Genomic DNA, 25,801 nt, shown 5'->3' on the forward strand with positions numbered 1-25,801 from the left:
TGTCATCTAGTATCTGTTATCAATCATTATAGTTGTCTGAAAAAAACGCAAGTAAAAGCCCAATAATTCCCGCTTTTTGTAGGAGTTAAGGTACAATTTCTTTTATTTTAGGCTGATTTCAACGTAGAGTATTCATGGCTTTCGACCCGTTATTGCTTCGTCCCCTTTTTTCCATTTTGGCGCAATCGGCCTACGATCATCCATTAACATACTTGGACAATGCCGCCACGACTCAAAAGCCCTTGCCAGTATTGGATGCTATCCAAGACTACTATCGACACTTCAATGCCAATGTTCACCGCGGCGCCCACTTTCTTAGCGATCGAGCCACTAACCGTTTTGAGCAAGCCAGAGACACCGTCGCGCGCTTTATTAACGCGCCAGAACAAAGCCACGTGATTTGGACAAAAGGCGCAACGGAAGCCATCAATGTAGTGGCCTACGGCCTTGAGCACATTCTTGAAAAAGGCGATGAGATCCTCATCACCAGTTTAGAACATCATGCTAACTTGGTCCCTTGGCAGCAACTGGCGTTTCGCACAGGCGCACGCTTACGCATTGTACCGTTAACATCCAATGGTGAATGGGAACCCGAATTCAGCCACTATTTTACCGATCGCACTCGTATTTTTGCGGCAACGCAGATTTCGAATGCCATCGGCGTAAGTACACCGCTACAAACTATGCTCGATCATGCCAAGCAACAAGGCGCTTTTACCCTTGTCGATGGCGCTCAAGCTGTGGCGCACTATCCTATTGATGTGCAAACATTAGACTGTGACTTCTATGTCTTCTCTGGCCACAAGATGTATGGGCCGACCGGCGTTGGTGTTTTGTATGGCAAAAGTCATGCGTTGGACGTGTTACTACCATACCAAACTGGCGGCGAAATGGTACGTCATGTTTCCTACCAAGCCACAGAATTCAATGTTTTGCCTTATCGTTTAGAAGCGGGAACGCCACATATTGAAGGCGTTATTGGCTTAGCGGCGGCGTGTGACTTTCTCAACGCCCAAGATCGCCTAGCGTTATTGGCTTGGGAGCAATCGCTTGCGAATCATGTTTATACAAGACTGCATAAAGCGGGCGGTATCGAAATTTATTCCCCCGAGAAAAACACCACCCTAGTGTCTCTAAGTGTACCCAATATTCATATCTTGGATTTAAACGCTTACCTAGACAGCCAAGGTGTCGCCGTTCGTGCAGGCAGCCACTGTGCCCATCCATTAATGGCACAACTTGGCGTTGCCGGAACCTTACGTGCCTCCTTCGCTTGTTATAACACCATGGAAGAAGCCAACCGCTTCTGTGATGTGTTGCTCGACGCCATAGACCTACTAAACGATGAGTAACCCGTGATGACAGACGCCATACACCTCAAAACCCAACTACAGGCGTGCCGAAGCAAGGAAGACACCTTCAAAACCTTGGTGACGTTGAGCAAAACACTTCCAAGACTGACTGCTGAAGATAAAACGGAAGTAAACAAAATAAAAGGCTGCGAAAGCGCAGTTTGGCTCATCATTGAAGAAAGCCATGGCATACGCCACTTTGAAGCCGACAGCGACGCCAAACTCATGCGCGGGGTATTAGTCGCCATATTGAGCTTGGTCGAAGGGAAAGCTCTCACAGACATCCAACAAATGGATCTAAAAGCAGAGCTAGCCGAACTTAATCTATCAAGCTACTTAACCAGCTCTAGAGCCAATGGCATATTGGCGATTTTGGAAAAAATACAGGCACCTAAACAATAAAACCTGCTATGCCCAAACCGATAAACAACAACCCTGTAATACGATTAATCAGTACTATATGATGCTTTAAACAGTGAGATACCTTATCTATCGCTGAAGAAATAAGTATATGGATAATCAAAGTGATCACGACCAACTCTAGCGTTAATAATACTGAATAGACCACAAAATGTTCGTTTGACGGAACGAATAATGGAAATAAAGCGCCAAAAAAGACCAATGTTTTTGGATTTAATAGCGAGATCAATACACCATTTTTAAAACTGTATCCTTGCGTGGCGATAGTCACCTCACTGTTAGCATAATACAACGCCTTGCAGCCCAAATAAGCGATATAGCCACTACACAACCACGTCATAATTTGAAAAGCGTGTTCATTAGAATGAATCATGGCTAACAACCAAGTATTCGCTAACACAGAAGCGAATATTAACCCTGTAGCAATGCCAAAAATCACCGGTAAAGTACCCCGTAAACTCTGGTTAATGCTGTTACTTACAACAGCCAAACCACCAGGTCCTGGTGATAATGCCGATGCTAGGCAAATGGCCAAAAACGCTAGTTGATTTTCCATGACTTTGCTCCTCACGATTGAGGCCATCACTTTAATCAGCCAGTTAGCTTTTATCTTGTAAAAAATTGCTTTTGATAGGCCGTTGGCGTGATCCCCATCGCGCTAAAAAACGCTTTGGTGAAATGGCTTTGATCATGAAAACCACAATTGAGCGCAATATCAACAGAACTAAAACCGCGCTTTAGTTGAGGCTCGAGCATGATTCAAGCGTTGTTGGATTTGATATTGATGAGGGGTTAACTGATAACAACGCTTAAATTCTTTAATGAGGTGAAACTTGTTGATACCAGCCTGTTGCGCAATGACTTCAAGGGAAAGTTTCTGCTGATAGCAGTCTGACAGTAAATCACGTACTGACTCAATATTAGATTGTGCTTTATTAAAATGGCGTGTCGACGTTCGTTGGCTTTCCTGTAATAGTAAGTTCACCAACAGCATTTCCCAATGCACCTCAATATCCAAGGCTTCCGCGCCATGAGAGAGCTTCTTAAGTAGCATCCGCATCTGCTGGCTTAAGCGCGCGTCGCTGATCACACTTTGTCGAAAATGGGGGACATACTCAACCCCAAACAAAGACTGGTTTAAAGCCATCATACGCTCCTTGGATGGATACAAAGCACGATAACGCCAACCTTCCCCTCTTCCCTTAGATCCGGTGTGCAATTCATCAGGAGCAACAATCGATAACTGTCCCGGCAAGGCATTATGGCTCGCGCCACGATGGCTAAAATGCATCACTCCCGCATCGACCACCGAGATAACAAAGCCATCGTGAGCATGTTTACCAAATACGGTATCGGTAAACTGTGCTTCAATCATTTCCACACCGCCCAAGATTTGGCTAGTTGAAACGTGGCAATATTCGTTTGCGTGCATCCGGGCCTCCAAGTAAACGTCAACTCTGTCTAACGCTAACCATTCGGGTAAAAAATTCTTGTAAAAAATTGCTGATTTATTTCAAGATAACCTTTAATAACCTTCTATTGAAATATAACGACATGCTCGTTAGAACCTATCGTTATCTTCTTGCTTTAAGTTATTAATCTTAGTTTTGCCTAATACTTTCAATAACAGATTACGGCAAGACCTTAATATAGGATACAAAATAGCGGCGATTTTTTTGGAACGAAACAGCCAATAATTCAAGCGGTTAAACACGCCAGATCGGCTACTCAGCAAAGCTAAAAGCTGGATAGCGTCTGCACCATAGTAGAGCTGTCCATCCATTTTCAACACCATGCCTTGATCTATGTCTAAGCCTTTCGCATTCACTTCTACCATAACCTCTGGATTGTCGCGAGCATCAATGAGTACTAACTCTCCGACGCTTTGCCGTATACGAACTATTTGACAATAAAAATGGCAGGCGGGACATTCCTTGTCATAGATGAGCAGAATCTGTTTGTCTGTCATGCATCAACCCGCTGATAAGAGATCAAATACAGCTGCTGAATCCCTGGGTAAATGTCTTGAATCACGGCCCTTAATTCATCCAAGGTCATGTTTTCTTGTGCGGCATGGTAATCCGTCAATGCATCAAACAAGACCGGCTCGACAGACACTATTTTTAATCGACAAAATTTACGACCGTCTTCAAAGGTAGATACGGTGACAACAGAATCCGGCACATAATGCTTTTCCACTTCATCACGTAAAGTAATGGTCTTTTTGCCCGATAGAATATCGGCTTCGAAGCGTTCAAAGAACGTCATGGTCGTAGGTATCATGTCTTAATTCGCCTTCTGCGCCAGTTTTTCCAACACTCTCGACACCGCCACAAACGCGAAGGAAGCGGTTACGGCGGTGCTCGCACCAAAGCCAGTATCGCAGTTCATTTTGGTTTCTGTATCGCCTTTTAAACGCTGGTGAGATACGGTGCCGTCACCTTGCGGGTAGCGCAATTGCTCGGTGGAATACACACATTCGATGTCGAAGCGGCGTTTGGGATTGCGAGTGAAGTTGTAATGGCGTCTTAAAAAGTTGCGTAGTTTTGCCGCGAGCGGGTCTTTTTCCGTTTTTGAAAGATCACCGATTAAGATTTTCGTCGGGTCTATTTGACCACCCGCGCCACCGACAGTAATCACTTTGCGCTTGTTGCTCTTACTCCATGCCATCAAAGCCGCTTTAGGCTTGATACTGTCTATGCAGTCGATAATGTAATCAAAGGGCGTAGAGAGCAGCTCAGAGATGTTCTCAGGGGTAATAAAGTCTTCAATGCGGGTTACTAGGCAATCGGGGTTAATCAACTTGATACGCTCGGCCATGACATCGACTTTCGATTCGCCAATGTTACCGTCTAGCGCATGAATTTGACGGTTGGTATTGGTAATACAAACATCATCCATATCGATCAAGGTAATGCGACCAATACCAGAACGGGCTAAGGCTTCAGCCGCCCAAGAGCCAACGCCACCAATACCAATGACACACACGTGAGCTTGAGTAAAAAACTCATACGCTGCATCACCATATAAGCGGCGAATGCCACCAAATCGTTGATCATTTGTCACTTTTTTCTCCTCGCAGAAAAATCGCCCTGCGCTTTTTCTATCAATACGTGTATTCTTTTAAATCATTAAAAACGCTACAAATTATAATCAGGTACTAGAGCCCTATGATTCAGCAAGCTTTTGAAATGCTTGGTTTAACACCAAAAGAAACACAACTTTATCAAACCTTGTTAAAACTCGGTCCGTCTTCCATACGAGACATTGCCGAACACAGTGGCATCAATCGCGGTACGGCCTACGAGTCTCTCAAGCAATTACAAACAAAAGGTATTGTCAGCTATTTCCCGAAAGGGAAGCGCCGTTTTTTTACTGCTGAAAATCCAGACATTCTATTGAATCTAGCGGAAGAAAAACGCAACCGACTCAATAAAACCATAGAGAACCTCAAGAGCACAATCATCCCAAACTTACATCAACAGCAACCAGACTATCATCAAACCCATGTGCGGTATTATGAGGGAGACGATGGTATAGAATGGGTATTACGCGATATTTTAAACGTCGTATCACAACAAGACCACAAAGAATATTGCGTGTTTTCGTCTAAACCGATCCGTCCCTTTTTGTACCGCCCTTTCCCCAACTACACCAAACAACGGGTAAAACTGGGCATTAATGTAAAAGTAATCGCTCTGGGTGAAGGGGGTGAAGAAGCGCAATTATCAGAACGTAAATGGATCAAAACAGAAGGCTCGGTGGATGCCAGCTATATCGCTATCTATCCGCCCAAATGCGCGATTATTTCTTTGGCGAGTAACAACTTCCCTTCTGCCGTGGTATTGGAATCAAAAGACATTGCCAAAGCACAACAAATTATCTTCGATACACTATGGAAGATGCTTTAAAGAAGCAGCTTTACCCTTCAAGAACATCCCCAAATAAATAGCAGACAATAAAAAAGCAGCCATCAGGCTGCTTTTTTGACTGTTCAAAACAATCCCGCCTATTGATGACTGCGAAACTGTTGAATAGTACGCAAACGAGCCATAGCTTCCACTAATTCCGCTGTCGCACGAGTGTAATCGACATCAGGTTTTTGGTTAGCCAAAAGCTCTTTCGCATGTTCTTGCGCTTTTAGTGCCGCTTCTTCGTCCAGATCTTTTGCACGAGTGGCTGTATTAGCCAAAACGGTAACACGGTGTGGCTGAACTTCTAAGAAGCCACCCGATACGAAGATAAACTCTTCATCACCATTTTCTTTAACCACACGAACAGGACCTGGTTGCAGCGTCGTCAACAATGGCGCATGACCAGGCATAATACCCAAATCACCATAGCTGCCTGCAGCCACAAGAGATTGCACCGTACCGGAAAAAATCTCTTGTTCAGCGCTTACGATATCGCAGTGTACTGTGATAGCCATAAGTTGCCTCTCTTAGTCATACTTAGCAAAAGCGTCTAATGACGCTTTTGCTGCGTGTGATGGTTAAAGTTTCTTAGCTTTCTCGACCGCTTCGTCGATACTACCAATCATATAGAACGCTTGCTCAGGAAGATCATCGAACTCACCATCCAAAATGCCTTTAAAGCCACGAATCGTGTCTTTCAAAGAAACATACTTACCTGGAGAGCCAGTGAATACTTCTGCTACGAAGAAAGGCTGAGACAAGAAACGCTGGATTTTACGAGAACGGTTAACCGTTTGTTTATCTTCTTCAGATAACTCGTCCATACCCAAAATTGCGATGATGTCTTTCAATTCTTTATAACGTTGCAATACCATTTGAACGCCACGTGCTACGTCGTAATGCTCTTGACCGATAACCAATGGGTCAAGCTGACGTGAAGTAGAATCAAGTGGATCGATCGCTGGGTAGATACCCAAAGAGGCGATGTCACGAGACAATACAACGGTTGCGTCCAAGTGAGAGAACGTTGTTGCTGGAGATGGATCTGTCAAGTCATCCGCAGGTACGTATACCGCTTGAACAGACGTGATAGAACCCGTCTTAGTAGAGGTGATACGTTCTTGAAGAACACCCATCTCTTCAGCAAGTGTAGGCTGGTAACCTACCGCAGATGGCATACGACCTAGCAATGCAGATACTTCCGTACCCGCAAGTGTGTAACGGTAGATGTTATCTACGAAGAAAAGTACGTCACGACCTTCGTCACGGAACTTCTCAGCCATAGTCAAACCAGTCAAAGCAACACGTAGACGGTTACCTGGTGGCTCGTTCATTTGACCGTATACAAGAGATACCTTGTCGATTACGTTCGAGTCAGTCATCTCATGGTAGAAGTCGTTACCTTCACGAGTACGCTCACCAACACCAGCGAATACAGAGTAACCGCTGTGCTCGATCGCGATGTTACGGATAAGCTCCATCATGTTTACGGTTTTACCTACACCGGCACCACCAAACAGACCAACTTTACCACCTTTCGCGAAAGGACAAACAAGGTCGATAACCTTGATGCCAGTTTCTAGCAATTCGTTACTAGAAGACTGCTCAGCATAAGAAGGAGCAGCACGGTGAATTGACCAACGCTCTTCTTCGCCGATAGGGCCTTTTTCATCAATTGGGTTACCTAGAACGTCCATAATACGTCCTAGTGTCTTCGTACCAACAGGGACAGAAACAGGTTTGTTAGTGTTTTCAACCACCAAACCACGTCTCATTCCGTCAGTGGAACCCATGGCGATGGTACGAACAATACCGTCACCTAGTTGCTGTTGTACTTCCAACACCAACTCTTTACCCTCGATAGTCAGGGCATCATAAACTTTTGGCACGCTATCACGTGGGAATTCCACGTCGATAACCGCACCGATAATCTGTACGATTTGTCCGCTACTCATGTTCGGATCCTCTTAAATACCTAAATACCTTAAACCGCTGCCGCGCCGCTGACTATCTCAGAAATTTCCTGAGTAATCGCCGCTTGACGAGCCTTGTTGTACACCAACCGTAATTCATCAATGATATCGCCTGCGTTGTCGGTTGCATTTTTCATTGCCAGCATACGCGCTGCTTGCTCACATGCAATGTTCTCAACCACAGACTGATATACTTGAGATTCAATATAGCGAACCAATAATTCGTCAAGAATTTCAACGGCATCTGGCTCGTAGATATAATCCCAGTGGTGCTTTAACTCTGTATTCTCTTCCGCCTTTAATGGCAAAAGTTGCTCAACCGTCGGCTTCTGAGTCATGGTATTCACGAACTCATTTGAAACCACATAAAGACGATCAATGCGACCTTCATCAAATGCGTCTAGCATCACCTTAACACTTCCGACTAAGTCGTCAGCTTTAGGTGCATCACCTAAACCGGTGAAGGCTGCTGTTACATTTCCGCCGTAGTTACGAAAGAATGAAACGGCTTTAGAGCCAATTGCACAGATGTCGATTTCAACACCAGAATCAGCAAACTGTTTCATGTTCTTAATAGCGGCTTTGAACACGTTAACGTTCAAACCACCACATAAACCACGGTCAGAAGAGATTACGATATAACCAACACGCTTCGCCTCACGCTCGGTAAGGTAACGGTGTTTATACTCAGGATTCGCGTTGGCCAAATGACCAACTACTTGGCGAATTCGTTCCGCATACGGACGAGAAGCGGCCATACGATCCTGAGCTTTACGCGTTTTACTTGCGGCTACTTTTTCCATAGCACGAGTAATTTTACGCGTATTGTTTATGCTCGAAATCTGAGTGCGTATCTCTTTTCCGACTGCCATAATAGAACTGCCCTTGTGAGAATGTTATTTCACAAACTGCAAGAAAATGGTGACAGGCTAAACTAGCTTGCCACCAAAATCATTACCAAGTTTGCGTCGCTTTAAACTTCTCGATTGCCGCTTTAAATGTCGCTTCAATCTCGCCGTTAAAATTGCCAGTTTTGTTAATGTCAGCCATAAGATCAGTGTGTTCACTGTTCATATAGCTCAACAAAGCCGTTTCAAAACTACCAATTTTGCTTGTTTCAACATCTTCAAGGAAGCCATCATTAGCAGCGTAAAGAACCACACCCATATCAGCTACAGGCATAGGAGAGAACTGCTTTTGTTTCATCAGTTCAGTAACCTGTTTACCATGCTCTAGCTGCTTACGAGTTGCTTCGTCTAGGTCAGATGCAAACTGCGCGAATGCCGCCAATTCACGATACTGAGCCAAGGCAAGACGAATACCACCGCCAAGCTTTTTAACGATCTTAGTTTGTGCTGCACCACCAACACGAGAAACCGAAATACCGGCGTTCATCGCTGGACGGATACCCGCATTAAACAAGCTCGTTTCTAAGAAGATCTGACCATCGGTAATAGAGATAACGTTTGTCGGTACGAAAGCCGATACGTCACCACCTTGTGTCTCGATGATTGGCAATGCTGTCAAAGAACCTGTTTTACCTTTCACTTCACCATTGGTAAAGTTCTCTACGTAGTCAACGTTTACACGAGACGCGCGCTCAAGAAGACGAGAGTGAAGGTAGAAAACATCACCAGGGTACGCTTCACGACCTGGTGGACGACGAAGTAGCAAAGAGATCTGACGGTATGCCCAAGCTTGCTTGGTCAAATCATCGTATATGATCAATGCGTCTTCACCGCGGTCACGGAAGTATTCACCCATAGTACAGCCAGTGTATGGTGCTAGGTACAGCATAGCAGCAGGATCAGACGCACCTGCAGCAACCACAGTGGTGTAAGCCATAGCGCCCGCTTCTTCTAGCTTACGCACGACGTTAGCAATGGTAGATTGTTTCTGACCGATCGCAACGTACACACATTTAATGCCAGAGTTTTTCTGAGCAATGATAGTGTCGATTGCTAAAGCTGTTTTACCAACCTGACGGTCACCGATGATCAACTCACGCTGACCACGGCCTACTGGTACCATGGCATCAATTGCCTTGTAACCAGTTTGAATTGGCTGATCAACTGACTGACGAGCGATTACGCCCGGCGCCACTTTTTCAACTTTATCAGTAAGTTTTGCATCGATTGCGCCTTTGCCGTCAATTGGGTTACCCAATGCGTCAACAACACGACCAAGCAATTCAGGACCAATTGGAACTTCCAATATACGACCTGTACATTTTACTTTTTGACCTTCTACAAGATCTTGGTATTTACCTAGTACTACCGCACCTACAGAATCACGCTCTAGGTTCAAAGCAATACCGTAAACACCACCAGGGAATTCAATCATCTCCCCGTACATAACATCTGCCAGACCGTGAATCAGAACGATACCGTCTGCCACACTGACAATTGTGCCCTCATTCTGGGCATCAGAAGTTACATCGAGGTTCTCGATGCGCTTCTTGATAATCTCGCTGATCTCAGATGGATTCAGTTGCTGCATGCTAAATTCCTCAACCCTGGTTTCGATTTAACGAAACGCTAGGAGTTTATCGCCTCGGCCAGTTTCGCTAATTTTCCGCGTACTGAACCGTCGATGATTAAGTCACCGGTACGGATAACCACGCCACCAATTAGGCTCGCGTCTGTTTCACTGGTTAAGTTGACCTTACGATCTAACTTTTTCGCCAATGAAGCGGCTAATGTTTGTGTTTGTTCAGCTGTTAACTCGAAAGCTGATGTAAATTCAACATTTACAGCTTTTTCGAAATTCAGTTTGAACTGTAAAAATAGCTCAGAAATCATAGGAAGAAGCGATAAACGCTTATTCACTGCAAGTGCTAACAAAAATGCTTTGCCTTGCTCTGTAGCTACTTCTGCACAAACGTCCGCTAGAGCGTTTGCCTTCTCTTCCGCACTAAAAGCGGGATTTCCAAGTGCTTTTTTAAGCTTGGGTTCTACTGTAACAGCAGCCAATATGTTTAACATATCGGCCCACTCAGCAATATAACCCTGCTCTCTAGCTACTTCAAAAACCGCTTTAGCGTACGGTCGCGCGACTGTTTTTAATTCAGCCATTAGACCCTCGCTTAAAGCTCTTTGGCGAGCTGTTCAACGATCTCGCTATGTGCTTTTTCGTCAATGGTGGCGCCCAAAATTTTCTCGGCACCAGCAAAAGCCAAAACAGAGACTTGTGCACGCAATGCTTCTTTAGCACGCATAACATCTTGCTCTATTTCTGCTTGAGCTGCTTCGCGCAGACGTTTGCCATCAGCAATTACCTGCTCTTTCGCCTCGTCGATCATTTGGTTCGCACGTTTGTTGGCTTGTTCAATAATCTCGGCCGCGTTGTCTTTGCTTTCACGTAATATTTGAGCGGCTTGTTCTTGTGCCAACTCTAGATCACGTGAAGCGCGGTTCGCTGCTTCTAAACCGTCCGCTATTTTTTTGCTACGCTCTTCGAGCGCAGCAATCACTGGTGGCCACACGTACTTCATGCAGAACCAGACAAAAATCGCAAACGAGATAGCTTGGCCTATAAGTGTGAGATTCAAATTCACGCTAATACCCTCGCTCTAAGTCGTTTAAAAATCGTTTCTGTAACATTACAGAAAATTAACCAGCGACCTGAGCAACAAAAGGATTCGCAAAAGTGAAGAACAATGCGATACCTACACCGATCATAGTTACGGCGTCAAGAAGACCCGCTACGATGAACATTTTAACTTGCAGCATTGGAACCATTTCTGGTTGACGCGCAGCGCCTTCCAAGAATTTTCCACCCAAAATACCAAAACCAATCGCAGTACCTAGGGCACCTAGACCGATTAGAAGGGCTACAGCAATCGCAGTAAGACCAACTACAGTTTCCATTTTAACTCCTACATTTTCACAGTTTTAGATAAGGTTTAAATAATATTACTTTAAAGAACACACACTTAGTGATCTTCGTGCGCCATACTCAAGTAGACGATAGTCAACATCATAAAGATGAAAGCTTGAAGCACGATGACCAAAATATGGAATATTGCCCATGGCACAGACAGAAGCCCATTGTAGACCCCAAGGCAAAATAGCAATCAAAATAAAGATCAATTCACCAGCATACAAGTTACCAAATAGTCGTAATGCCAATGACACAGGTTTCGCAAGCAGACCAACACCTTCAAGCAATAAGTTGAAAGGGATCATCCATTTACCAAAAGGCTGTAACGTTAATTCACCAACAAAGCCACCAATACCTTTTACTTTGATGCTGTAATACACAATCAAAATAAACACAGATAAAGACATGCCTAAAGTAGCATTTAAGTCTGTTGTTGGAACCACTTTAAAGTATGGAATACCCAGTAGTCCGGCGATAGTTGGTAAGAAATCAACTGGTACTAAGTCCATCGTATTCATTAAGAATACCCAGACAAAAATAGTGAGTGCTAATGGAGCAATAACTTTACTTTTGCCATGGAAGGTTTCTTTAACACTACCGTCAACGAACTCAACCATCAACTCAACAAAGTTTTGTAATCCAGACGGCGTGTCTGCAGACACCTTTTTCGCTGCTCTACGGAATAACCATAAAAACAGAATACCTAATGCGATGGAAAAGCCCATCGTATCAAGATGAATCGCCCAGAACCCCATATCTGCCGCTTCTTTAGCACCGTGAGCAATGCCCCAACTGCCATCAGGATGTTGACCAAAGGTCAAATTCTGAAGGTGATGCTGTATATATTCAGAAGCTGTTGGATTTTCACTTGCCATATTTATATCCACGCTCTTTCAATGATTAAAACCTTATTTCCTTCGTACTAATCAATGCTTTAGTACAATAGGACTGAGCCAGTGACTCAAAATTGCCAAACCAAAACCTGCAAAGAAAGCTCCTGCAGCCAATGGTTTTATCAGAAGAAAAACCAACGACAGTAATATTGCTGTCATCGCTATTTTACCGGCTTCTCCTCGATAGAATGATCTAACGACATCTTTTGCAGGACGAGTTCCTTTGTAACCAAAAACTCGCCAAGCCATATATACGCTAGGCAATATGCTGGTTAAGGCTCCCAAAATAAATGAGTACCCATACAGACAGCCTGCAATGTAAAAAATTCCCAAAGAAATTAAAAAAGTCAGTAATAATTGCAATAAAAGGAAACGAAATACAGCCTTCTTTTTAGCGCTAATAATTGCACTCGCGCTTAGTGGCTTTTTTGTCTCCATTGCCTAACTCTCTTTGCGCACTATAAAAGTGCAATCAATGTGATGATTTACAAAATTCGAGGCATTATATGGGTAATAGCTGCCGTGTTCAACTTAAACTGATTATCAAGATCACTTTCTAATCATCTTGTCTAGATAGAAAAAAGCATTTGTCACGAATTGCTTCATTTCCCTTTAAGCAGTTCGCTGATCAAGAGTTCTAGGTGTTCAGGGTTACGGTACTCAATGACCAACTTGCCTTTTCCTTTGGCTGAAGGCTGTATTTTTACCGCTGCATTAATTTTTTGACTAATGCGTTCTGCTTCTGCACTTAAATCTGGCAGGATAGGTTTGCTATCTTCATTTTTTTCAATAACTTGGAAGTTTTTCACCAATCTTTCTGTCTCACGGACAGACAAGGATTTAGTGACAACTTGTGACGCCGCTTGAATTTGTTTGTCATGCTCTAAAGGTAATAAAGCTCGCGCATGGCCCATTTCAATATCACCATGTTCTAACAAACGACGAACTTCAGGCGTCAACCCTAACAAACGTAATAGATTCGCTACAGTTGAACGAGATTTACCAACGGTATCTGCAACTTCTTGTTGAGTAAGGTGAAAATCCTCAACCAAACGCTGTAGAGCCAACGCTTCTTCTACAGGATTTAAATCTTCTCGTTGAATATTTTCAATCAACGCCAGTACCACCGCATCGGCGTCTTCAACATGACGAACGATGACGGGAACTTGTGTTAAATCTGCTAATTTAGCGGCACGCCAACGACGCTCACCGGCAATAATTTCATATTGATTGTGGCCACTTGGTCGCACAACAATAGGCTGCATTATGCCTTGATTTCGAATAGACGCCGCTAAGTCTTCTAAGTGTGTAGGGTTCATGTCACGACGAGGTTGAAATTTACCTTTCGAAAGCCAATCGATAGGTAGATATGTTAGGCCTTTTATTTGTTCATTATTTACATCACTGTCAGACTCTTTAATTGCCGTCGTTTGTGGTGCTAATAATGCATCTAAGCCACGACCTAGACCTCTTTTTTTCATCGTCATTTCATTAACCCTAATTGCTATTAAAGCACACTTATAAAATCGTAATTACGCTACCGATTTTCGAATAAACTCACCCGCTAAAGCTAGGTAAGCAATGGCACCACGAGATTGTTTTTCATAATGTAAAACAGGCAAACCATAACTCGGAGATTCCGCTAAACGAATATTTCTAGGAATGACCGTATCGTAAACCTTATCTCCAAAATGCTTATGAAGTTGGCTAGACACATCATGTGTCAGACTAGGACGAGGATCATACATGGTTCGAAGAATTCCTTCGACCTCTAGTGAAGGGTTTAATGCTTGGGTGATTCGATTAATGGTCTGCAATAAAGCGGTCAATCCTTCTAGGGCATAATACTCACATTGCACCGGAATCAATACCCCTTGGGAAGCGGCCAAAGCATTTACCGTCAGCATATTTAAGGCAGGAGGACAATCCAGCAAGATATAATCAAAGTCGTTGTCGACTTCGTATAAGCCAGCACGCAAACGTGTTTCTTTGCTAGGCAAATCGAGTAGAACAACCTCAGCCCCAGTCAAATCCGCGTTAGCGGGTAATACCCAATATTCACCTGGCATACTTTTTTTCATGACTTCTTTTACGCCATGAGAACCAATCAATACATCGTAAACACTAGTATCCAGTTCTTCTTTAGTAAAACCACTACCGGTTGTTGCGTTCCCTTGCGGATCTAAGTCTATTAAAAGCACTCGACGTTTCATCGCCGCAAGAGATGCCGCCAAATTAACACAAGTCGTGGTTTTGCCGACACCACCTTTTTGATTGGTAACTGCGATGATTCTTGCCATGTTTTATCCTTTACGCGTCATCACTACCATGTGACGCTCCGCCTGAACATGTGGCACGTTAAGAGGTTCAACGGAGACTAGATCAACCTCTTTTGGTAGTGCCGCGATTTCTTCACTAGGGTAAACCCCTTTCATGGCTAAAAAGTTACCAGTGTCCTTAGGAAGAGGTAACGTCCACTTAATCATATCCTGTAACGAGGCAAACGCTCGAGAAATCACGTGATCGTATTCACCCTGATGCGGATGTTTTTCAACTCGTTCATTTGCCACGGTGACATTATGAACCCCTAGCTCCATTTTCACCTGCGTTAAAAAGCGCGTTTTCTTACCGTTGCTGTCTAATAAGGTAAATTGTTTTTCAGGGTAACAAATTGCAAGCACCATACCAGGTAAGCCAGGTCCCGTGCCAACATCGATAATATTGGTTCCGGTTATAAAGGGTAACGTGGTTAAGCTGTCGAGCAGATGCAAAGAGATCATCTGTTCGACATCACGGATAGCAGTCAAGTTATAAGCCTTGTTCCACTTTTCTAACATGGCTAGGTATTTTACAAGCGTCTGAATTGTTTCATCAGATAGAACAGCGCCCATTTGTTGGGCGCCTTTTTGAATGGTGTCAAAGTGTGTCACAGTCGATCCATTTCTATAAAGATAGCAATTAGGGATTATCGGCTGATGATTCTAGGCACTTTTTCGTGCAATGGCACGTTTTTTCAAGTGAATTAATAGTAAGGATACTGCCGCGGGCGTTACACCTTGAATTCGAGAAGCGGCTGCAAGCGTCGCAGGACGAAGCTGTGTTAGCTTTTGCTTAATCTCATTCGATAAGCCTTCCATCTTCGAATAATCCAAATCCTCAGGTAATGCGGTATTTTCTTGACGACGTAAACGCTCAATATCTTCAGCTTGACGACTAATGTAACCCGCGTACTTAACGGCTATCTGTACCTGTTCAGAAACTTGCTCGTCGACAGGCTCATCAAGAGCATTTTTTAGATTTGCCACATCGGAATACACGATATTTGGACGTTTAAGTAAGTCCAGCAAGCTGTATTCATGGGTAATTGGCGTTTCTAATTTAGGATTAATGCTCTCCGCTTCAGGTGTATTCGGCACAATCCAGCTAGATTTAAGACGCTGTGTTTCTAATTCAATGGCTTCGCGTTTTTTGCAAAAAGCAGCCCAACGTTCATCAGACACTAAACCAAGTTCACGACCTTTTTCTGTCAAACGCATGTCAGCGTTATCTTCGCGTAAAATCAAGCGATATTCCGCACGGCTAGTAAACATACGGTAGGGTTCTTTTGTCCCCATACTGATCAGATCATCAACCAAAACACCTAGATACGCTTCATCGCGACGTGGTGTCCAAGCCTCTTTATCTTGTGCTAACAACGCTGCGTTCAAACCTGCCAGTAGACCTTGTGCGCCCGCTTCTTCGTAACCAGTTGTACCATTGATTTGTCCTGCAAAGAACAAACCAGGCATATGTTTGGTTTCCAAGGAATATTTCAAATCTTGCGGATTGAAGTAATCGTATTCAATGGCATAACCAGGACGAATGATATGGGCATTTTCCATGCCTTTCATCGAACGCACTAGCTCAATCTGCACATCAAATGGTAAAGAAGTCGAAATACCATTTGGATACAATTCGTGTGTCGTTAAGCCTTCTGGTTCAATGAAAATCTGATGTGAATTCTTATCAGCAAAGCGCACGATTTTGTCTTCAATAGAAGGACAATAACGTGGACCAACGCCTTCGATCACACCAGTATACATAGGAGATCTATCCATTCCTGCACGGATAATGTCATGTGTACGCTCGTTAGTATGAGTGATAAAACACTCAATTTGGCGAGGGTGCATTGCGCGGTTCCCCATGTAAGACATTACTGGATCAATATCATCACCAGGCTGCGCTTGCATCAGTGAAAAATCAACGGATCGTGCGTCGATTCTAGGAGGAGTACCTGTTTTTAAGCGATCAACCCGAAATGGCAAGGCGCGTAGTTTTTGTGCTAGGCCAATAGACGGCGGATCACCAGCACGACCACCAGAGTGATTTTGTAAACCAATGTGGATAACACCACCTAGAAAAGTGCCTGCGGTCAATACCACCGTTTTACTATTAAAGCGAATTCCTGTTTGTGTTATGACGCCACGAGCAGCACCATTTTCAACAATAAGATCTTCTACAGACTGTTGAAAAAGCCACAAATTTGGCTGATTTTCTAATTTATGGCGAATAGCGGCTTTATATAATATACGGTCAGCCTGTGCACGAGTCGCACGAACAGCAGGTCCCTTACGTGAATTTAAAGTACGGAACTGAATACCTGCTTTATCTGTTGCTAACGCCATTGCACCATCTAATGCATCAATTTCCTTAACTAAATGGGATTTTCCAATACCACCTATAGCAGGGTTACAAGACATTTGTCCTAACGTTTCAATGTTGTGGGACAGTAAAAGTGTTTTTACACCCATCCGGGCAGCAGCTAAAGCGGCTTCTGTGCCAGCATGTCCGCCACCAACCACAATTACATCGAAACAACTTGGGAAATCCACGGGAACCTCGGTATTACTTAATAAGAAATGAATAAAAAACGAACAGATTCGATAAGGTGGCCTAGTATATCGGCAATTTTTTAAAAAGAAAGAGACATCCGAACACAACCCCCGGTCATCAATATTAATAAGTTAATTAAGTATATATGTCTTTTTATGTTTGTTATGTTTATGTAAGAAGCTAAAATCTGTGCATAAATACATTTAAGCTATATATGTTAATAACTTACATAGATAACATCTTGTTAAGACAGGGCTTCCTTTCCTGTGATGTGGATAACCTTATCCTGTGTATAAACTAGATACTTATACAGGGGGTCTTTTTTTGTTCGTCGTTGTTAAAAACTGTGCAAAACTTCTTATCCACCTATCACCAGACTTATCAACAGCAAAAAAATACACTTTTTGAAAACCTATCTATATGTTTTTAATGAATATTTTTTTAAAAAACACGGTTACAAGGGGGTTTTTACTAAAAAACAGTCCACAGGTAAAAAAATAAAAAAAATTGAAAACTCCACATTTCAAGACAATAAAGAATGTGTATAATTTCTCTGTCAATGTCTTGACAGGGATAAATTTTCGCTTGTGTATAAAAAATTAAGCCTAAAAAAGTCTGTTTTTTGTGAGTAACTTTATCCTCAGCGTCTCAATATGGATAAAAATCTGTTTTTGTATATCTTTTTACCCTCCTATTTCCCTAACAAATAGCTTTTGCACAGGCAAAAAAAAGCGCCAGTGATGCAGTAGGTTGCATCACTGGCGCTGTGTCGATTACAGGCGGTTTACGGTTTTATTTACTCGTCGTTTTTTAGACTTTTCATATCAATGATAAAACGGTATTTCACATCACCTTTCTTCATGCGCTGATAAGCATGGTTAATGTCTTGAATGTCGATCATCTCAGCATCACACTCAATGCTATGTTGTGCACAGAAATCCAACATTTCTTGTGTCTCTGCAATACCCCCTATCAGTGAACCTGTAAGAATACGACGTTTCATGACCAAGTTAGCGGCATGAACCGCGGGTTCCATCGGTTCGATCAGTCCGACTAAAATATGGGTTCCATCGACTTTTAAGCAATTCAAATAAGGGTTCAAATCATGTTGAACCGGAATCGTATCGAGCAAGTAATCAAACGTCATGGCGGCCGCTTGCATTTGTGCCTCATCCGTTGAAACGATTACATGATCAGCACCTTGCTTTTTCGCTTCCGCTATTTTGCTTTGAGAGCGCGTGAAAATAGTCACTTCTGCACCAAAGGCTTTCGCGAATTTTACGCCCATGTGGCCTAGACCGCCCATACCTAACACGCCGACTTTATCGCCTGCTTTCACACCATGATGACGCAATGGAGAATAAGTGGTGATACCTGCACATAATAAGGGGGCTGCTTTACTCAACGCCAATGTTTCGGGAATCGATAAGACAAACTTCTCGCGAACTACGATGTGATCTGAATAACCGCCATAGGTTAACGTACCATCAATTAGGTCGTTAAAACCGTAAGTGCCAACAAAGCCATTATCGCAATATTGCTCTAGATCTGCGGCGCAATGAGAACAATGCTGGCAAGAATCGACCATACAGCCTACACCAACAATGTCACCCACTTTGTATTTAGAGACCTTACTGCCAACTTCGGTGACTTTACCGACAATTTCATGACCAGGAACGATTGGGTAATTACTAGGACCCCAATCACTTTCTGCTACGTGAATATCAGAATGACAAACACCGCAATACAGAATATCGATGTTGACATCGTCTGCACGAAGAGCGCGGCGCTCAAAAGAAAAAGGGGCTAATGGGGTCGTTGCGGATAGAGCCGCGTAAGATTTTGCTTTACTCATAAATGCTTACTCCAGTCTGTGAACATGAAACATGTTGCGACTAGTGTAGAGCAAACTTTTTTGTTTGGTGTTGTGCATTCTTGTTATTGTTTTGCCAATTTCTCCAAATAAATGAAACTTAACTTTTGCTACACAATCTTGTATGCATAATAATCCCATTGATTTTAATAGATGGATGGATTAAAGGTGAGCGATAGAAATTTAGTAGATTTGATCAAATCTCTAGTGAGCGAAGATGGTTTCAGCGATACCTTGATTGCCAATGTTCGTTTAATGAAGTGCGCAAAATCTTTACCTCGAATGCCTCTTATTTATCGGCCAGGACTTACTATCATTGTTCAAGGTCAAAAAATAGGCTATTTAGGCGACCGTGAAATCCACTACAATTCCGGTCACTACTTGGTTCAAACCCTGCCTCTGCCTTTTGAATGCGAAACCTTTGCCAGTCAACAAGAACCGCTTTTGGGTGTCTCTATTGATATCGACCCTGTTGTATTATCTGAGTTGGTGACTGTTTCTTCTGAAGACGCTTTAAAGCCATCTGTTACTCATTTTCCCATGTCATCTGTCCCAATGAGTGATGACATGCTTGAATCCGTGTTTCGTCTTATTAAAGCGTTGCATGATCCTCACACCGCCAAAGTCATGGGGCAAAGTCGAGTGAGAGAGGTCATTTTTGAAGCCTTGCAAAGCCCACAAGGTGCTGCATTACGGGCCTTAGTGGTAAATCAAGGGCGCTTTTCATTAATAGTGAACTCTCTCAAGCAATTACATCAGCAGTTGGATCAAGAGGTACGTGTTGAACAACTCGCTGAAGATGCCAACATGAGTGTTTCCAGTTTTCATCATCACTTTAAAAATGTCGCAGGATCTTCTCCTTTGCAGTACTTGAAGCGTTTGCGCCTTTTGAAAGCGCAAATGTTATTGAATCAAGGTCATTTAAATGTCAGTCAGATTTCCTTAGAAGTGGGTTATAAAAGCGTGCATCAGTTTAGTCGCGACTATAAACGTTATTTTGGTTCACCGCCGACAAAAGACAAATTAAGAGAAGATGCCGTAATATGAAGCGCTTGAATTAAATAGACGATTGGTCTAAATTTATACCTATCGTATTTTATTGCTTAGGTATAAACACTTGCTTTCTGTCCTTGATAAACCAGATATCGCCGCCAACTTGCCCAATAATCCTCGTCGTGGCCGACCTAAAAAGTCGTCAGTAGACCCTTTGGATACGCGTGAGGCTTTATTACGCGCCGGTATGCTGATACTGACGGAGTCTGGATTTACCCGCAGTGGTATCGACCCCATCCTAAAGTCCATAGGTGTACCAAAAGGCTCTTTTTATCATTACTTCTCCAGTAAAGAAGCCTTTGGTTTGGCCGTTTTAGAGCGCTATCGCCGTTATTTCGAAGCTAAGTTAGACGGTTTTTTGCTCGATGAGGCATTTTCTCCGCTAGAGCGTTTGCAGCGCTTTGTCCAAGATGCTCAAGACGGTATTGTCCGCCACGAGTTTAAACGAGGTTGTTTAGTCGGTAACTTAGAGCAAGAGTCTTCTCTGCTGCCTGAAGCATTCAGTGAGCAGCTGCAAATGACCTACCAAAGCTGGCAAGATCGTGTTGCTGTTTGCTTATTAGCAAGCCAAAAGCACGGTGAAATCACTCTGCAAACGAGTATCGAAGAGACCGCTCAAGCATTTTGGATGGGCTGGGAAGGTGCTGTTCATAGGGCAAGACTAGTAAAAAGCACTCAGCCATTAAGCTTATTCATGACGTTTTTTATCCAAGCGATTCAAAGCAAAACCCATTAGCAATAAACCAGGCAGAAAAACCTAGGTTTTTAGCTATTTAACTAGACGAATGGTCTAAAGTGGAGAATTTATGTTTAAAGGTTTATTCATCACGCAAGAAGACAAAAAAAGCGCTGTATCTATCGTTGATTTATCAGAAGATCAGCTACCGGAAGGCGATGTGCTAATCGAAGTGCATTACAGCACCTTAAATTATAAAGACGGCTTAGCCATCACTGGTAAGTCTCCTGTGGTGCGTTCTTTCCCCATGGTGCCAGGGATCGACTTAGTGGGTAAGGTTTTGCAAAGTGATTCCAATCGCTTCTCGGTGGGTGATCTTGTGGTACTGAATGGCTTTGGTGTGGGCGAAGTACATTGGGGTGGATTGGCTGAAAAAGCTCGTTTAAAAAGCGACTGGCTTATCCCGCTTCCAAAAGGTATAGACGCTAAGCAATCTATGGTAATAGGTACAGCGGGTTATACGGCAATGTTATCCGTACTTGCGCTTGAAAAACAAGGTGTTACGCCAGATTCTGGTGATATTTTAGTGACTGGCGCCAACGGTGGTGTTGGTAGTTTTGCCATTCGCCTATTAAATCGTCTTGGTTATCACGTGGTTGCCTCCACTGGACGAATGGAAGAAAGCGATTATTTGAAAAGTCTTGGCGCGAGCGACATCGTTGATAGAAAAACACTGTCTGAGCCGGGTAAACCTTTACAAAAAGAGCGTTGGGCAGGGGTCATCGATTGTGTCGGCAGTCACACACTCGCCAACGCCTGTGCAAGCACAAAATACGGCGGTGTGGTAACCGCTTGTGGCTTAGCTCAAGGCATGGACTTCCCTGCTTCCGTTGCGCCATTTATTTTACGAGGCGTTAAGTTAATCGGTATCGACAGCGTCATGCGACCTTTAGCAGACCGCATTGAAGCGTGGCAACGCTTAAGCGAACTTTTGCAACCTACAGACTATGACAACATCTGTGAAGAAATTGCTTTGCAAGACGTAGTCGAAACGGCCTATAAATTGCTTGATGGAAAGGTACGCGGTCGAGTGATTGTCAACATAAAAGCCTAATAATGGGCTTTTATGTCCTATCAACGAGACCTGTTTGACCCGCAGCAAGGATTAACTATGAAGATTGTAATTGCCCCTGATTCCTTTAAAGAAAGTTTAACCGCGCTGGAAGTAGCGAATGCGATTGAGGTGGGTTTTCGTCAGGTATTTCCTCAGGCGGAGTATATAAAAGTGCCGATGGCAGATGGTGGCGAGGGGACGGTACAATCCATGGTTGACGCGACTCGAGGTCATTTGGTTGACCTTGAAGTGACCGGTCCGCTGGGCAATAGAGTCATGGTGCAATACGGTATTTTAGGTTCGGTAGAGGGTCAAACATCGACCACTGCGGTGATTGAAATGGCGTCCGCTTCGGGGTTGCATTTGGTGCCACGAGATCAGCGTGATCCACTTTACACCACCAGCTACGGAACCGGAGAATTGATCAAAGATGCTCTAGATCGAGGCATTAAACACATCGTTTTGGGATTAGGTGGCAGTGCAACCAATGACGCAGGTGTGGGGTTGGCACAAGCATTGGGCATTCAATTTCAAGGCGATAATAGTCAAGAACTGCCCTTTGGCGGCATGGCGCTTGCGCAATTGAGCCATATTGATATGAGTCTGGTGCACCCTCTTCTAGCAGAGTGTCATTTTGATGTGGCTTGTGACGTGGATAATCCTTTATGTGGTGAACGTGGCGCTTCCGCTATTTTTGGCCCACAAAAAGGCGCGACACCTGAAATGGTGACTTTATTAGATAAGACGTTAGCGCATTTTGCGGATGTCTTGGTACAAAGCGGGTTTGCTGATCATCGTCTCGACCCTGGCGCTGGCGCGGCGGGTGGCATGGGCTTGGGCGCAAAAGTGTTTCTTAATGCAACCCTCAAACCGGGCATTGAGATTGTTATGGAAACCGTTGGTCTGGCTGACAAACTGAAAAATGCCGATTTAGTCATCACTGGCGAAGGCCGAATAGATGGTCAAACCGTGTTTGGCAAAACCCCAATGGGGGTACTGAAACAAGCCAACTCAAATAGGGTTCCCACCATTGGTATAGCGGGTAGTTTAGGGAAAGACGCTGAGGCTATTTTAGCCCACGGCATGTTGGCGATTTTTCCCATCATTCCGGCGCTCGATAGCTTAGACAATGTCTTACTTCAGGCGGAAACGAATGTAATCAACTCATCACGTAATATCGCAGCCGCCATTCAATTAGGACGGCTGCTGAGCGAATAAATACCGTGATGAGGTGAAAAAGTTACGCTTTTTTTACGCGCCAATCTTAACTCCCTTTGCTACAGTCTTGCTTGTACTTCTCCTTAGGTAAAAGGCCATCACAAGCGAGACTATGAAAAGACCAGCGATTTCTTCCCATTATGCCGCCATGTTTGCGGTCTGTAGCGCTTTATTGATCAGCTATGGTTTGGATCTTTGGTTGGGATCGAATATTGCGATTTTATTGATTTTGCAGCTGTCTGTGGTTGTCGTCGCGTTATCATGTCATCCCCGCTGGGTGTATGGTATCGCTTTATTTGAAGCCTTATGTTTTAACTTCTTATTTACGGCGCCCCGTTATTCATTTGAGATGTTTAATCGCAACGACATGGTGAATGTGCTGGTGTTTTTATTGGTGGCAGCGGTCACCAGTAAGTTAGCCGAACTGTACCGCGATCAACAGAGTCGTTTAAAACAAGAGCAATTGCGCAATAGTATTTTATTGTCCGTTTCCCATGACTTACGCACTCCGTTAGCGACCATTATTGGCACCCTAAGTACATTAAAAGAATACATGGATAAGCTCACCGAGAAAGAAAAAGCTGAGCTGTTCGACAGTGCCATCAGTGAAAGCCACCGACTGCATCAGTACATAGAAAACCTACTGCAAGCTACGAAATTGCAACACGGTGTGGTGCTCCCAAAACAATCCGCGCAGTCAGTGGTGACTATCATGCACCTTGTTGTTGAGCGATTTAGTCAGCAACAATCCCGCTTACATCTGCACACAGAGGATAAATTACCACTGGTTTCAGTGAGTTCGTCACTTATTCAACAAGCGATTTTTAATGTTGTCGACAATGCTTTGAGATACTCACCAGCAGACAAGTCTGTGACCATTTCTGTAAAGTCGTTAGACACAGATAATAAGCCTCCTCAGGTTAGTATTGAGGTACAAGACCAAGGGATTGGTATTCGAGCGGATCAGTCTGATAGCATTTTTGAGCTGTTTTATTCGGTTGACGCTTTCAAGCGAAACGACAGCGGGACGGGCTTAGGTTTGGCGGTATCAAAAGGCATTATCGCCGCACATCAAGGTACGATTCAATCCGTTCCGGTTGAGCAAGGTTGTCTGATTCGTATTTGCTTGCCCGCGTGCCATGAGACATTAGCGCATGGTAAAGGAGGAATGTCTCATGATGCTTTATAAAATACTGGTGATCGACGATGAGCCTCAAATCCACACCTTTATTCGAATCTCATTGGTAGCAGAAGGGTTTACGTACCTTGGTGCACAATCCATCGCCGAGGCGAAACAGGTGATTCAACAAGATTCACCGCATTTATTGATATTGGATTTAGGCTTGCCAGATGGCGACGGCATGGATTTGGTCAACCTTGTACGCGCCACCAGCAACACGCCGATCCTCATTTTGACCGCTCGCGATGAAGAAGATGAAAAGATTCGTCTGCTTGAAGCGGGTGCGAATGATTACCTAAGCAAACCCTTCGGCATTCGCGAATTGATTGTCCGAGTAAAAGTGTTACTGCGGGACTTAGTTAATACTCACTTACCTACTGACATTCTAGAAACCAAAGATATTAAGCTAGAAATTAGTACCAACCAAGTGTGGTTTCAAGGTGTGCCCCTGGCGTTAACCAAGAAGGAATTTGCCTTTTTGCGCATGCTCATGACAACGCCAGACAAACTGGTGATGCAAGAAGATTTATTGGCCAACATTTGGGGGGGACTCATACCCAAGATTCGCATTACTTGCGGATTTTAGTCAGTCAGCTGCGAAAAAATTCAACGATAATGCCAATGATCAGCGTGTTATCAAAACGGAAGCTGGCCTAGGTTATCGCTTGTTATCTGATCGTTAAATTATCGAAAGACTCTCAAAAATACGAACAAAAGGGAATCAATATGGCGCATTTTACGGTAATTGGTTTGGGGCGTTTTGGCATTGCGGCCAGCATGGAGCTGATTTATTTAGGGCATACGGTCACGGGGGTGGATCGAGACGCTAAAATTGCAGAAAAATATGTTGATGACTTCACCCAAGTGATAATTTGTGATTCCACTGATGAGAATGCCTTAAAAGAACTTGATTTGATTAACAGCGAGGCGGTGCTGGTGGCCATTGGTGAAGACATGGAATCCAGCCTGTTGTGCATCTTGGCACTGAAAAAGCTGGGCGTGAAAGAGATTTGGGTCAAAGCCAGCAGCCGTGCTCACCATACTATTGTTTCTAAATTGGGTGTCGCTCGCATTATTCATCCTGAAGAAGAAATGGGGGTTCGAGTGGCCCAAGCGTTGAACTATCCGATGGTGAACGATTACCTGTCGATTGGTCATGGTCTATATGTGGTGGAAATACACATAAAATCCCATTTGGATGGCCAGTCATTAGGCGACGTTCTCAGTGCGTCGAAAGGGCGTGTTGAAGCCGTGATGATCAAACGAGAACAAGAAACATTTTTGCAATTGAAGCATGATTTTGTTTTTCAAACCCATGACGTTCTATTGTTGTCTGGTACACGCACTTCTCTAAAATCCCTCGTACCAAGGTTGGTTTGAT

General features: G+C 43.8%; 29 protein-coding genes and 1 pseudogene. 10 read left to right on the forward strand and 20 right to left on the reverse strand.

Translation table 11 applies throughout. The features are described 5' to 3' along the window. Positions 1-134: 134 nt before the first annotated feature. Both AC0L6V_RS17365 and AC0L6V_RS17370 read left to right on the forward strand, forming a co-directional pair. Positions 135-1,352, forward strand: a complete 1,218-nt coding sequence (locus AC0L6V_RS17365) for an aminotransferase class V-fold PLP-dependent enzyme (RefSeq protein ID WP_265219623.1) — start codon at positions 135-137, stop codon at positions 1,350-1,352. Positions 1,353-1,358: 6 nt separating this feature from the next. Next, entirely contained in the window at positions 1,359-1,754 is a 396-nt protein-coding gene (locus AC0L6V_RS17370; protein ID WP_265220306.1) for a SufE family protein, read from the forward strand. On the opposite strand, the gene AC0L6V_RS17375 is transcribed toward AC0L6V_RS17370, so the two are convergent. The 6 genes from AC0L6V_RS17375 to tcdA all read right to left on the reverse strand — a co-directional run bounded on the left by AC0L6V_RS17375 (position 1,744) and on the right by tcdA (position 4,838). Continuing rightward, entirely contained in the window at positions 1,744-2,328 is a 585-nt protein-coding gene (locus AC0L6V_RS17375) for a LysE family translocator (RefSeq protein WP_265219624.1), read from the reverse strand. The two genes, AC0L6V_RS17370 and AC0L6V_RS17375, sit on opposite strands and share 11 nt — an antisense overlap. Before the next feature lie 50 nt (positions 2,329-2,378). Then, positions 2,379-2,528 (reverse strand): helix-turn-helix domain-containing protein, encoded by a 150-nt coding sequence (locus AC0L6V_RS17380; protein ID WP_418138459.1) that lies wholly within the window; start codon positions 2,526-2,528, stop codon positions 2,379-2,381. Then, positions 2,497-3,204, reverse strand: a complete 708-nt coding sequence (locus tag AC0L6V_RS17385; RefSeq protein ID WP_418138460.1) for an AraC family ligand binding domain-containing protein — start codon at positions 3,202-3,204, stop codon at positions 2,497-2,499. The genes AC0L6V_RS17380 and AC0L6V_RS17385 overlap by 32 nt, the downstream gene beginning before the upstream one ends. A 129-nt stretch (positions 3,205-3,333) precedes the next feature. Further along, a complete protein-coding gene (locus AC0L6V_RS17390) occupies positions 3,334-3,741 on the reverse strand; it encodes a DUF393 domain-containing protein (protein ID WP_265219626.1) in 408 nt (135 codons plus the stop codon). Then, entirely contained in the window at positions 3,738-4,055 is a 318-nt protein-coding gene (gene yqfB / locus AC0L6V_RS17395) for a N(4)-acetylcytidine aminohydrolase (protein WP_265219627.1), read from the reverse strand. The genes AC0L6V_RS17390 and yqfB overlap by 4 nt, the downstream gene beginning before the upstream one ends. Before the next feature lie 3 nt (positions 4,056-4,058). Then, positions 4,059-4,838 (reverse strand): tRNA cyclic N6-threonylcarbamoyladenosine(37) synthase TcdA, encoded by a 780-nt coding sequence (gene tcdA / locus AC0L6V_RS17400; protein ID WP_265219628.1) that lies wholly within the window; start codon positions 4,836-4,838, stop codon positions 4,059-4,061. A gap of 104 nt (positions 4,839-4,942) precedes the next feature. On the opposite strand from tcdA, the gene AC0L6V_RS17405 reads away from it, so the two are divergent. Beyond that, positions 4,943-5,683, forward strand: coding sequence for a TrmB family transcriptional regulator (locus AC0L6V_RS17405; protein ID WP_265219629.1), 741 nt, complete (start codon positions 4,943-4,945; stop codon positions 5,681-5,683). Positions 5,684-5,781: 98 nt separating this feature from the next. Here AC0L6V_RS17405 and AC0L6V_RS17410 read toward each other — a convergent pair whose 3' ends face one another. The 14 genes and pseudogenes from AC0L6V_RS17410 to AC0L6V_RS17475 all read right to left on the reverse strand — a co-directional run bounded on the left by AC0L6V_RS17410 (position 5,782) and on the right by AC0L6V_RS17475 (position 19,161). Next, the gene (locus tag AC0L6V_RS17410; RefSeq protein WP_265219630.1) at positions 5,782-6,201 is read right to left on the reverse strand and encodes a F0F1 ATP synthase subunit epsilon; all 420 of its coding nucleotides are present in this window, start codon (positions 6,199-6,201) and stop codon (positions 5,782-5,784) included. A gap of 63 nt (positions 6,202-6,264) precedes the next feature. After that, the gene (gene atpD / locus AC0L6V_RS17415) at positions 6,265-7,641 is read right to left on the reverse strand and encodes a F0F1 ATP synthase subunit beta (protein WP_265219631.1); all 1,377 of its coding nucleotides are present in this window, start codon (positions 7,639-7,641) and stop codon (positions 6,265-6,267) included. Positions 7,642-7,670: 29 nt separating this feature from the next. Continuing rightward, positions 7,671-8,531, reverse strand: a complete 861-nt coding sequence (atpG, locus tag AC0L6V_RS17420) for a F0F1 ATP synthase subunit gamma (RefSeq protein WP_265219632.1) — start codon at positions 8,529-8,531, stop codon at positions 7,671-7,673. Between the two features lie 82 nt (positions 8,532-8,613). After that, entirely contained in the window at positions 8,614-10,158 is a 1,545-nt protein-coding gene (gene atpA, locus AC0L6V_RS17425; protein ID WP_265219633.1) for a F0F1 ATP synthase subunit alpha, read from the reverse strand. 38 nt (positions 10,159-10,196) lie between these two features. Beyond that, positions 10,197-10,733 carry a F0F1 ATP synthase subunit delta gene (locus tag AC0L6V_RS17430; RefSeq protein ID WP_265219634.1) on the reverse strand — a complete coding sequence of 179 codons (537 nt, stop codon included), beginning with the start codon at positions 10,731-10,733 and terminating at the stop codon, positions 10,197-10,199. 11 nt (positions 10,734-10,744) lie between these two features. Beyond that, entirely contained in the window at positions 10,745-11,215 is a 471-nt protein-coding gene (locus tag AC0L6V_RS17435; RefSeq protein WP_265219635.1) for a F0F1 ATP synthase subunit B, read from the reverse strand. A gap of 55 nt (positions 11,216-11,270) precedes the next feature. After that, positions 11,271-11,528, reverse strand: coding sequence for a F0F1 ATP synthase subunit C (gene atpE / locus AC0L6V_RS17440; RefSeq protein ID WP_265219636.1), 258 nt, complete (start codon positions 11,526-11,528; stop codon positions 11,271-11,273). Positions 11,529-11,593: 65 nt separating this feature from the next. Further along, positions 11,594-12,416: pseudogene (gene atpB, locus AC0L6V_RS17445) on the reverse strand (F0F1 ATP synthase subunit A). 51 nt (positions 12,417-12,467) lie between these two features. Beyond that, a complete protein-coding gene (locus tag AC0L6V_RS17450) occupies positions 12,468-12,872 on the reverse strand; it encodes an ATP synthase subunit I (RefSeq protein WP_265219637.1) in 405 nt (134 codons plus the stop codon). 164 nt (positions 12,873-13,036) lie between these two features. Further along, positions 13,037-13,921 (reverse strand): ParB/RepB/Spo0J family partition protein, encoded by an 885-nt coding sequence (locus AC0L6V_RS17455; RefSeq protein WP_265219638.1) that lies wholly within the window; start codon positions 13,919-13,921, stop codon positions 13,037-13,039. 45 nt (positions 13,922-13,966) lie between these two features. Next, positions 13,967-14,734, reverse strand: coding sequence for a ParA family protein (locus tag AC0L6V_RS17460; protein WP_265219639.1), 768 nt, complete (start codon positions 14,732-14,734; stop codon positions 13,967-13,969). Positions 14,735-14,737: 3 nt separating this feature from the next. Next, entirely contained in the window at positions 14,738-15,364 is a 627-nt protein-coding gene (gene rsmG / locus AC0L6V_RS17465; RefSeq protein WP_265219640.1) for a 16S rRNA (guanine(527)-N(7))-methyltransferase RsmG, read from the reverse strand. A gap of 51 nt (positions 15,365-15,415) precedes the next feature. Next, complete coding sequence (gene mnmG / locus AC0L6V_RS17470; protein WP_265219641.1) at positions 15,416-17,305, reverse strand: tRNA uridine-5-carboxymethylaminomethyl(34) synthesis enzyme MnmG; 1,890 nt, start codon at positions 17,303-17,305, stop codon at positions 15,416-15,418. 797 nt (positions 17,306-18,102) lie between these two features. Then, positions 18,103-19,161 carry an NAD(P)-dependent alcohol dehydrogenase gene (locus AC0L6V_RS17475; RefSeq protein WP_265219642.1) on the reverse strand — a complete coding sequence of 353 codons (1,059 nt, stop codon included), beginning with the start codon at positions 19,159-19,161 and terminating at the stop codon, positions 18,103-18,105. Between the two features lie 186 nt (positions 19,162-19,347). On the opposite strand from AC0L6V_RS17475, the gene AC0L6V_RS17480 reads away from it, so the two are divergent. The 7 genes from AC0L6V_RS17480 to AC0L6V_RS17510 all read left to right on the forward strand — a co-directional run bounded on the left by AC0L6V_RS17480 (position 19,348) and on the right by AC0L6V_RS17510 (position 25,800). After that, entirely contained in the window at positions 19,348-20,226 is an 879-nt protein-coding gene (locus AC0L6V_RS17480; RefSeq protein ID WP_321160348.1) for an AraC family transcriptional regulator, read from the forward strand. A 70-nt stretch (positions 20,227-20,296) separates the two neighbouring features. Further along, positions 20,297-20,968, forward strand: coding sequence for an acrylate utilization transcriptional regulator AcuR (gene acuR / locus AC0L6V_RS17485; protein WP_265219644.1), 672 nt, complete (start codon positions 20,297-20,299; stop codon positions 20,966-20,968). 70 nt (positions 20,969-21,038) lie between these two features. Next, positions 21,039-22,022 carry an acrylyl-CoA reductase (NADPH) gene (gene acuI, locus AC0L6V_RS17490; RefSeq protein ID WP_265219645.1) on the forward strand — a complete coding sequence of 328 codons (984 nt, stop codon included), beginning with the start codon at positions 21,039-21,041 and terminating at the stop codon, positions 22,020-22,022. A gap of 57 nt (positions 22,023-22,079) precedes the next feature. Beyond that, a complete protein-coding gene (locus AC0L6V_RS17495) occupies positions 22,080-23,240 on the forward strand; it encodes a glycerate kinase (protein ID WP_265219646.1) in 1,161 nt (386 codons plus the stop codon). A 112-nt stretch (positions 23,241-23,352) separates the two neighbouring features. Next, on the forward strand, positions 23,353-24,429 hold the full coding sequence (locus AC0L6V_RS17500; RefSeq protein WP_265219647.1) for a sensor histidine kinase: 1,077 nt from the start codon (positions 23,353-23,355) through the stop codon (positions 24,427-24,429). Continuing rightward, the gene (locus tag AC0L6V_RS17505) at positions 24,416-25,006 is read left to right on the forward strand and encodes a response regulator transcription factor (protein ID WP_265219648.1); all 591 of its coding nucleotides are present in this window, start codon (positions 24,416-24,418) and stop codon (positions 25,004-25,006) included. Before AC0L6V_RS17500 ends, AC0L6V_RS17505 begins: the two co-directional genes overlap by 14 nt. Positions 25,007-25,146: 140 nt before the next feature. After that, positions 25,147-25,800: a potassium channel family protein gene (locus AC0L6V_RS17510; RefSeq protein WP_111605790.1), complete on the forward strand. Its 654-nt coding sequence runs from the start codon at positions 25,147-25,149 to the stop codon at positions 25,798-25,800. The last annotated feature ends 1 nt before the right edge of the window (position 25,801 follow it).

The sequence above is a fragment of the Marinomonas sp. G8-14 genome (assembly GCF_055808935.1).

Bases quoted from the DNA above. Each gene is read 5' to 3' on its own strand.
- AC0L6V_RS17500 (WP_265219647.1), top strand. From the start codon at position 23,353: ATGAAAAGACCAGCGATTTCTTCCCATTATGCCGCCATGTTTGCGGTC.
- acuI (WP_265219645.1), top strand. From the start codon at position 21,039: ATGTTTAAAGGTTTATTCATCACGCAAGAAGACAAAAAAAGCGCTGTA.
- AC0L6V_RS17460 (WP_265219639.1), bottom strand. From the start codon at position 14,734: ATGGCAAGAATCATCGCAGTTACCAATCAAAAAGGTGGTGTCGGCAAA.
- AC0L6V_RS17370 (WP_265220306.1), top strand. From the start codon at position 1,359: ATGACAGACGCCATACACCTCAAAACCCAACTACAGGCGTGCCGAAGC.
- AC0L6V_RS17505 (WP_265219648.1), top strand. From the start codon at position 24,416: ATGATGCTTTATAAAATACTGGTGATCGACGATGAGCCTCAAATCCAC.
- AC0L6V_RS17380 (WP_418138459.1), bottom strand. From the start codon at position 2,528: ATGCTCGAGCCTCAACTAAAGCGCGGTTTTAGTTCTGTTGATATTGCG.
- AC0L6V_RS17495 (WP_265219646.1), top strand. From the start codon at position 22,080: ATGAAGATTGTAATTGCCCCTGATTCCTTTAAAGAAAGTTTAACCGCG.
- AC0L6V_RS17455 (WP_265219638.1), bottom strand. From the start codon at position 13,921: ATGACGATGAAAAAAAGAGGTCTAGGTCGTGGCTTAGATGCATTATTA.
- AC0L6V_RS17385 (WP_418138460.1), bottom strand. From the start codon at position 3,204: ATGCACGCAAACGAATATTGCCACGTTTCAACTAGCCAAATCTTGGGC.
- atpD (WP_265219631.1), bottom strand. From the start codon at position 7,641: ATGAGTAGCGGACAAATCGTACAGATTATCGGTGCGGTTATCGACGTG.
- AC0L6V_RS17390 (WP_265219626.1), bottom strand. From the start codon at position 3,741: ATGACAGACAAACAGATTCTGCTCATCTATGACAAGGAATGTCCCGCC.
- AC0L6V_RS17450 (WP_265219637.1), bottom strand. From the start codon at position 12,872: ATGGAGACAAAAAAGCCACTAAGCGCGAGTGCAATTATTAGCGCTAAA.
- yqfB (WP_265219627.1), bottom strand. From the start codon at position 4,055: ATGATACCTACGACCATGACGTTCTTTGAACGCTTCGAAGCCGATATT.
- AC0L6V_RS17405 (WP_265219629.1), top strand. From the start codon at position 4,943: ATGATTCAGCAAGCTTTTGAAATGCTTGGTTTAACACCAAAAGAAACA.
- atpG (WP_265219632.1), bottom strand. From the start codon at position 8,531: ATGGCAGTCGGAAAAGAGATACGCACTCAGATTTCGAGCATAAACAAT.
- atpE (WP_265219636.1), bottom strand. From the start codon at position 11,528: ATGGAAACTGTAGTTGGTCTTACTGCGATTGCTGTAGCCCTTCTAATC.
- AC0L6V_RS17510 (WP_111605790.1), top strand. From the start codon at position 25,147: ATGGCGCATTTTACGGTAATTGGTTTGGGGCGTTTTGGCATTGCGGCC.
- AC0L6V_RS17410 (WP_265219630.1), bottom strand. From the start codon at position 6,201: ATGGCTATCACAGTACACTGCGATATCGTAAGCGCTGAACAAGAGATT.
- AC0L6V_RS17475 (WP_265219642.1), bottom strand. From the start codon at position 19,161: ATGAGTAAAGCAAAATCTTACGCGGCTCTATCCGCAACGACCCCATTA.
- AC0L6V_RS17430 (WP_265219634.1), bottom strand. From the start codon at position 10,733: ATGGCTGAATTAAAAACAGTCGCGCGACCGTACGCTAAAGCGGTTTTT.
- atpA (WP_265219633.1), bottom strand. From the start codon at position 10,158: ATGCAGCAACTGAATCCATCTGAGATCAGCGAGATTATCAAGAAGCGC.
- AC0L6V_RS17365 (WP_265219623.1), top strand. From the start codon at position 135: ATGGCTTTCGACCCGTTATTGCTTCGTCCCCTTTTTTCCATTTTGGCG.
- AC0L6V_RS17375 (WP_265219624.1), bottom strand. From the start codon at position 2,328: ATGGAAAATCAACTAGCGTTTTTGGCCATTTGCCTAGCATCGGCATTA.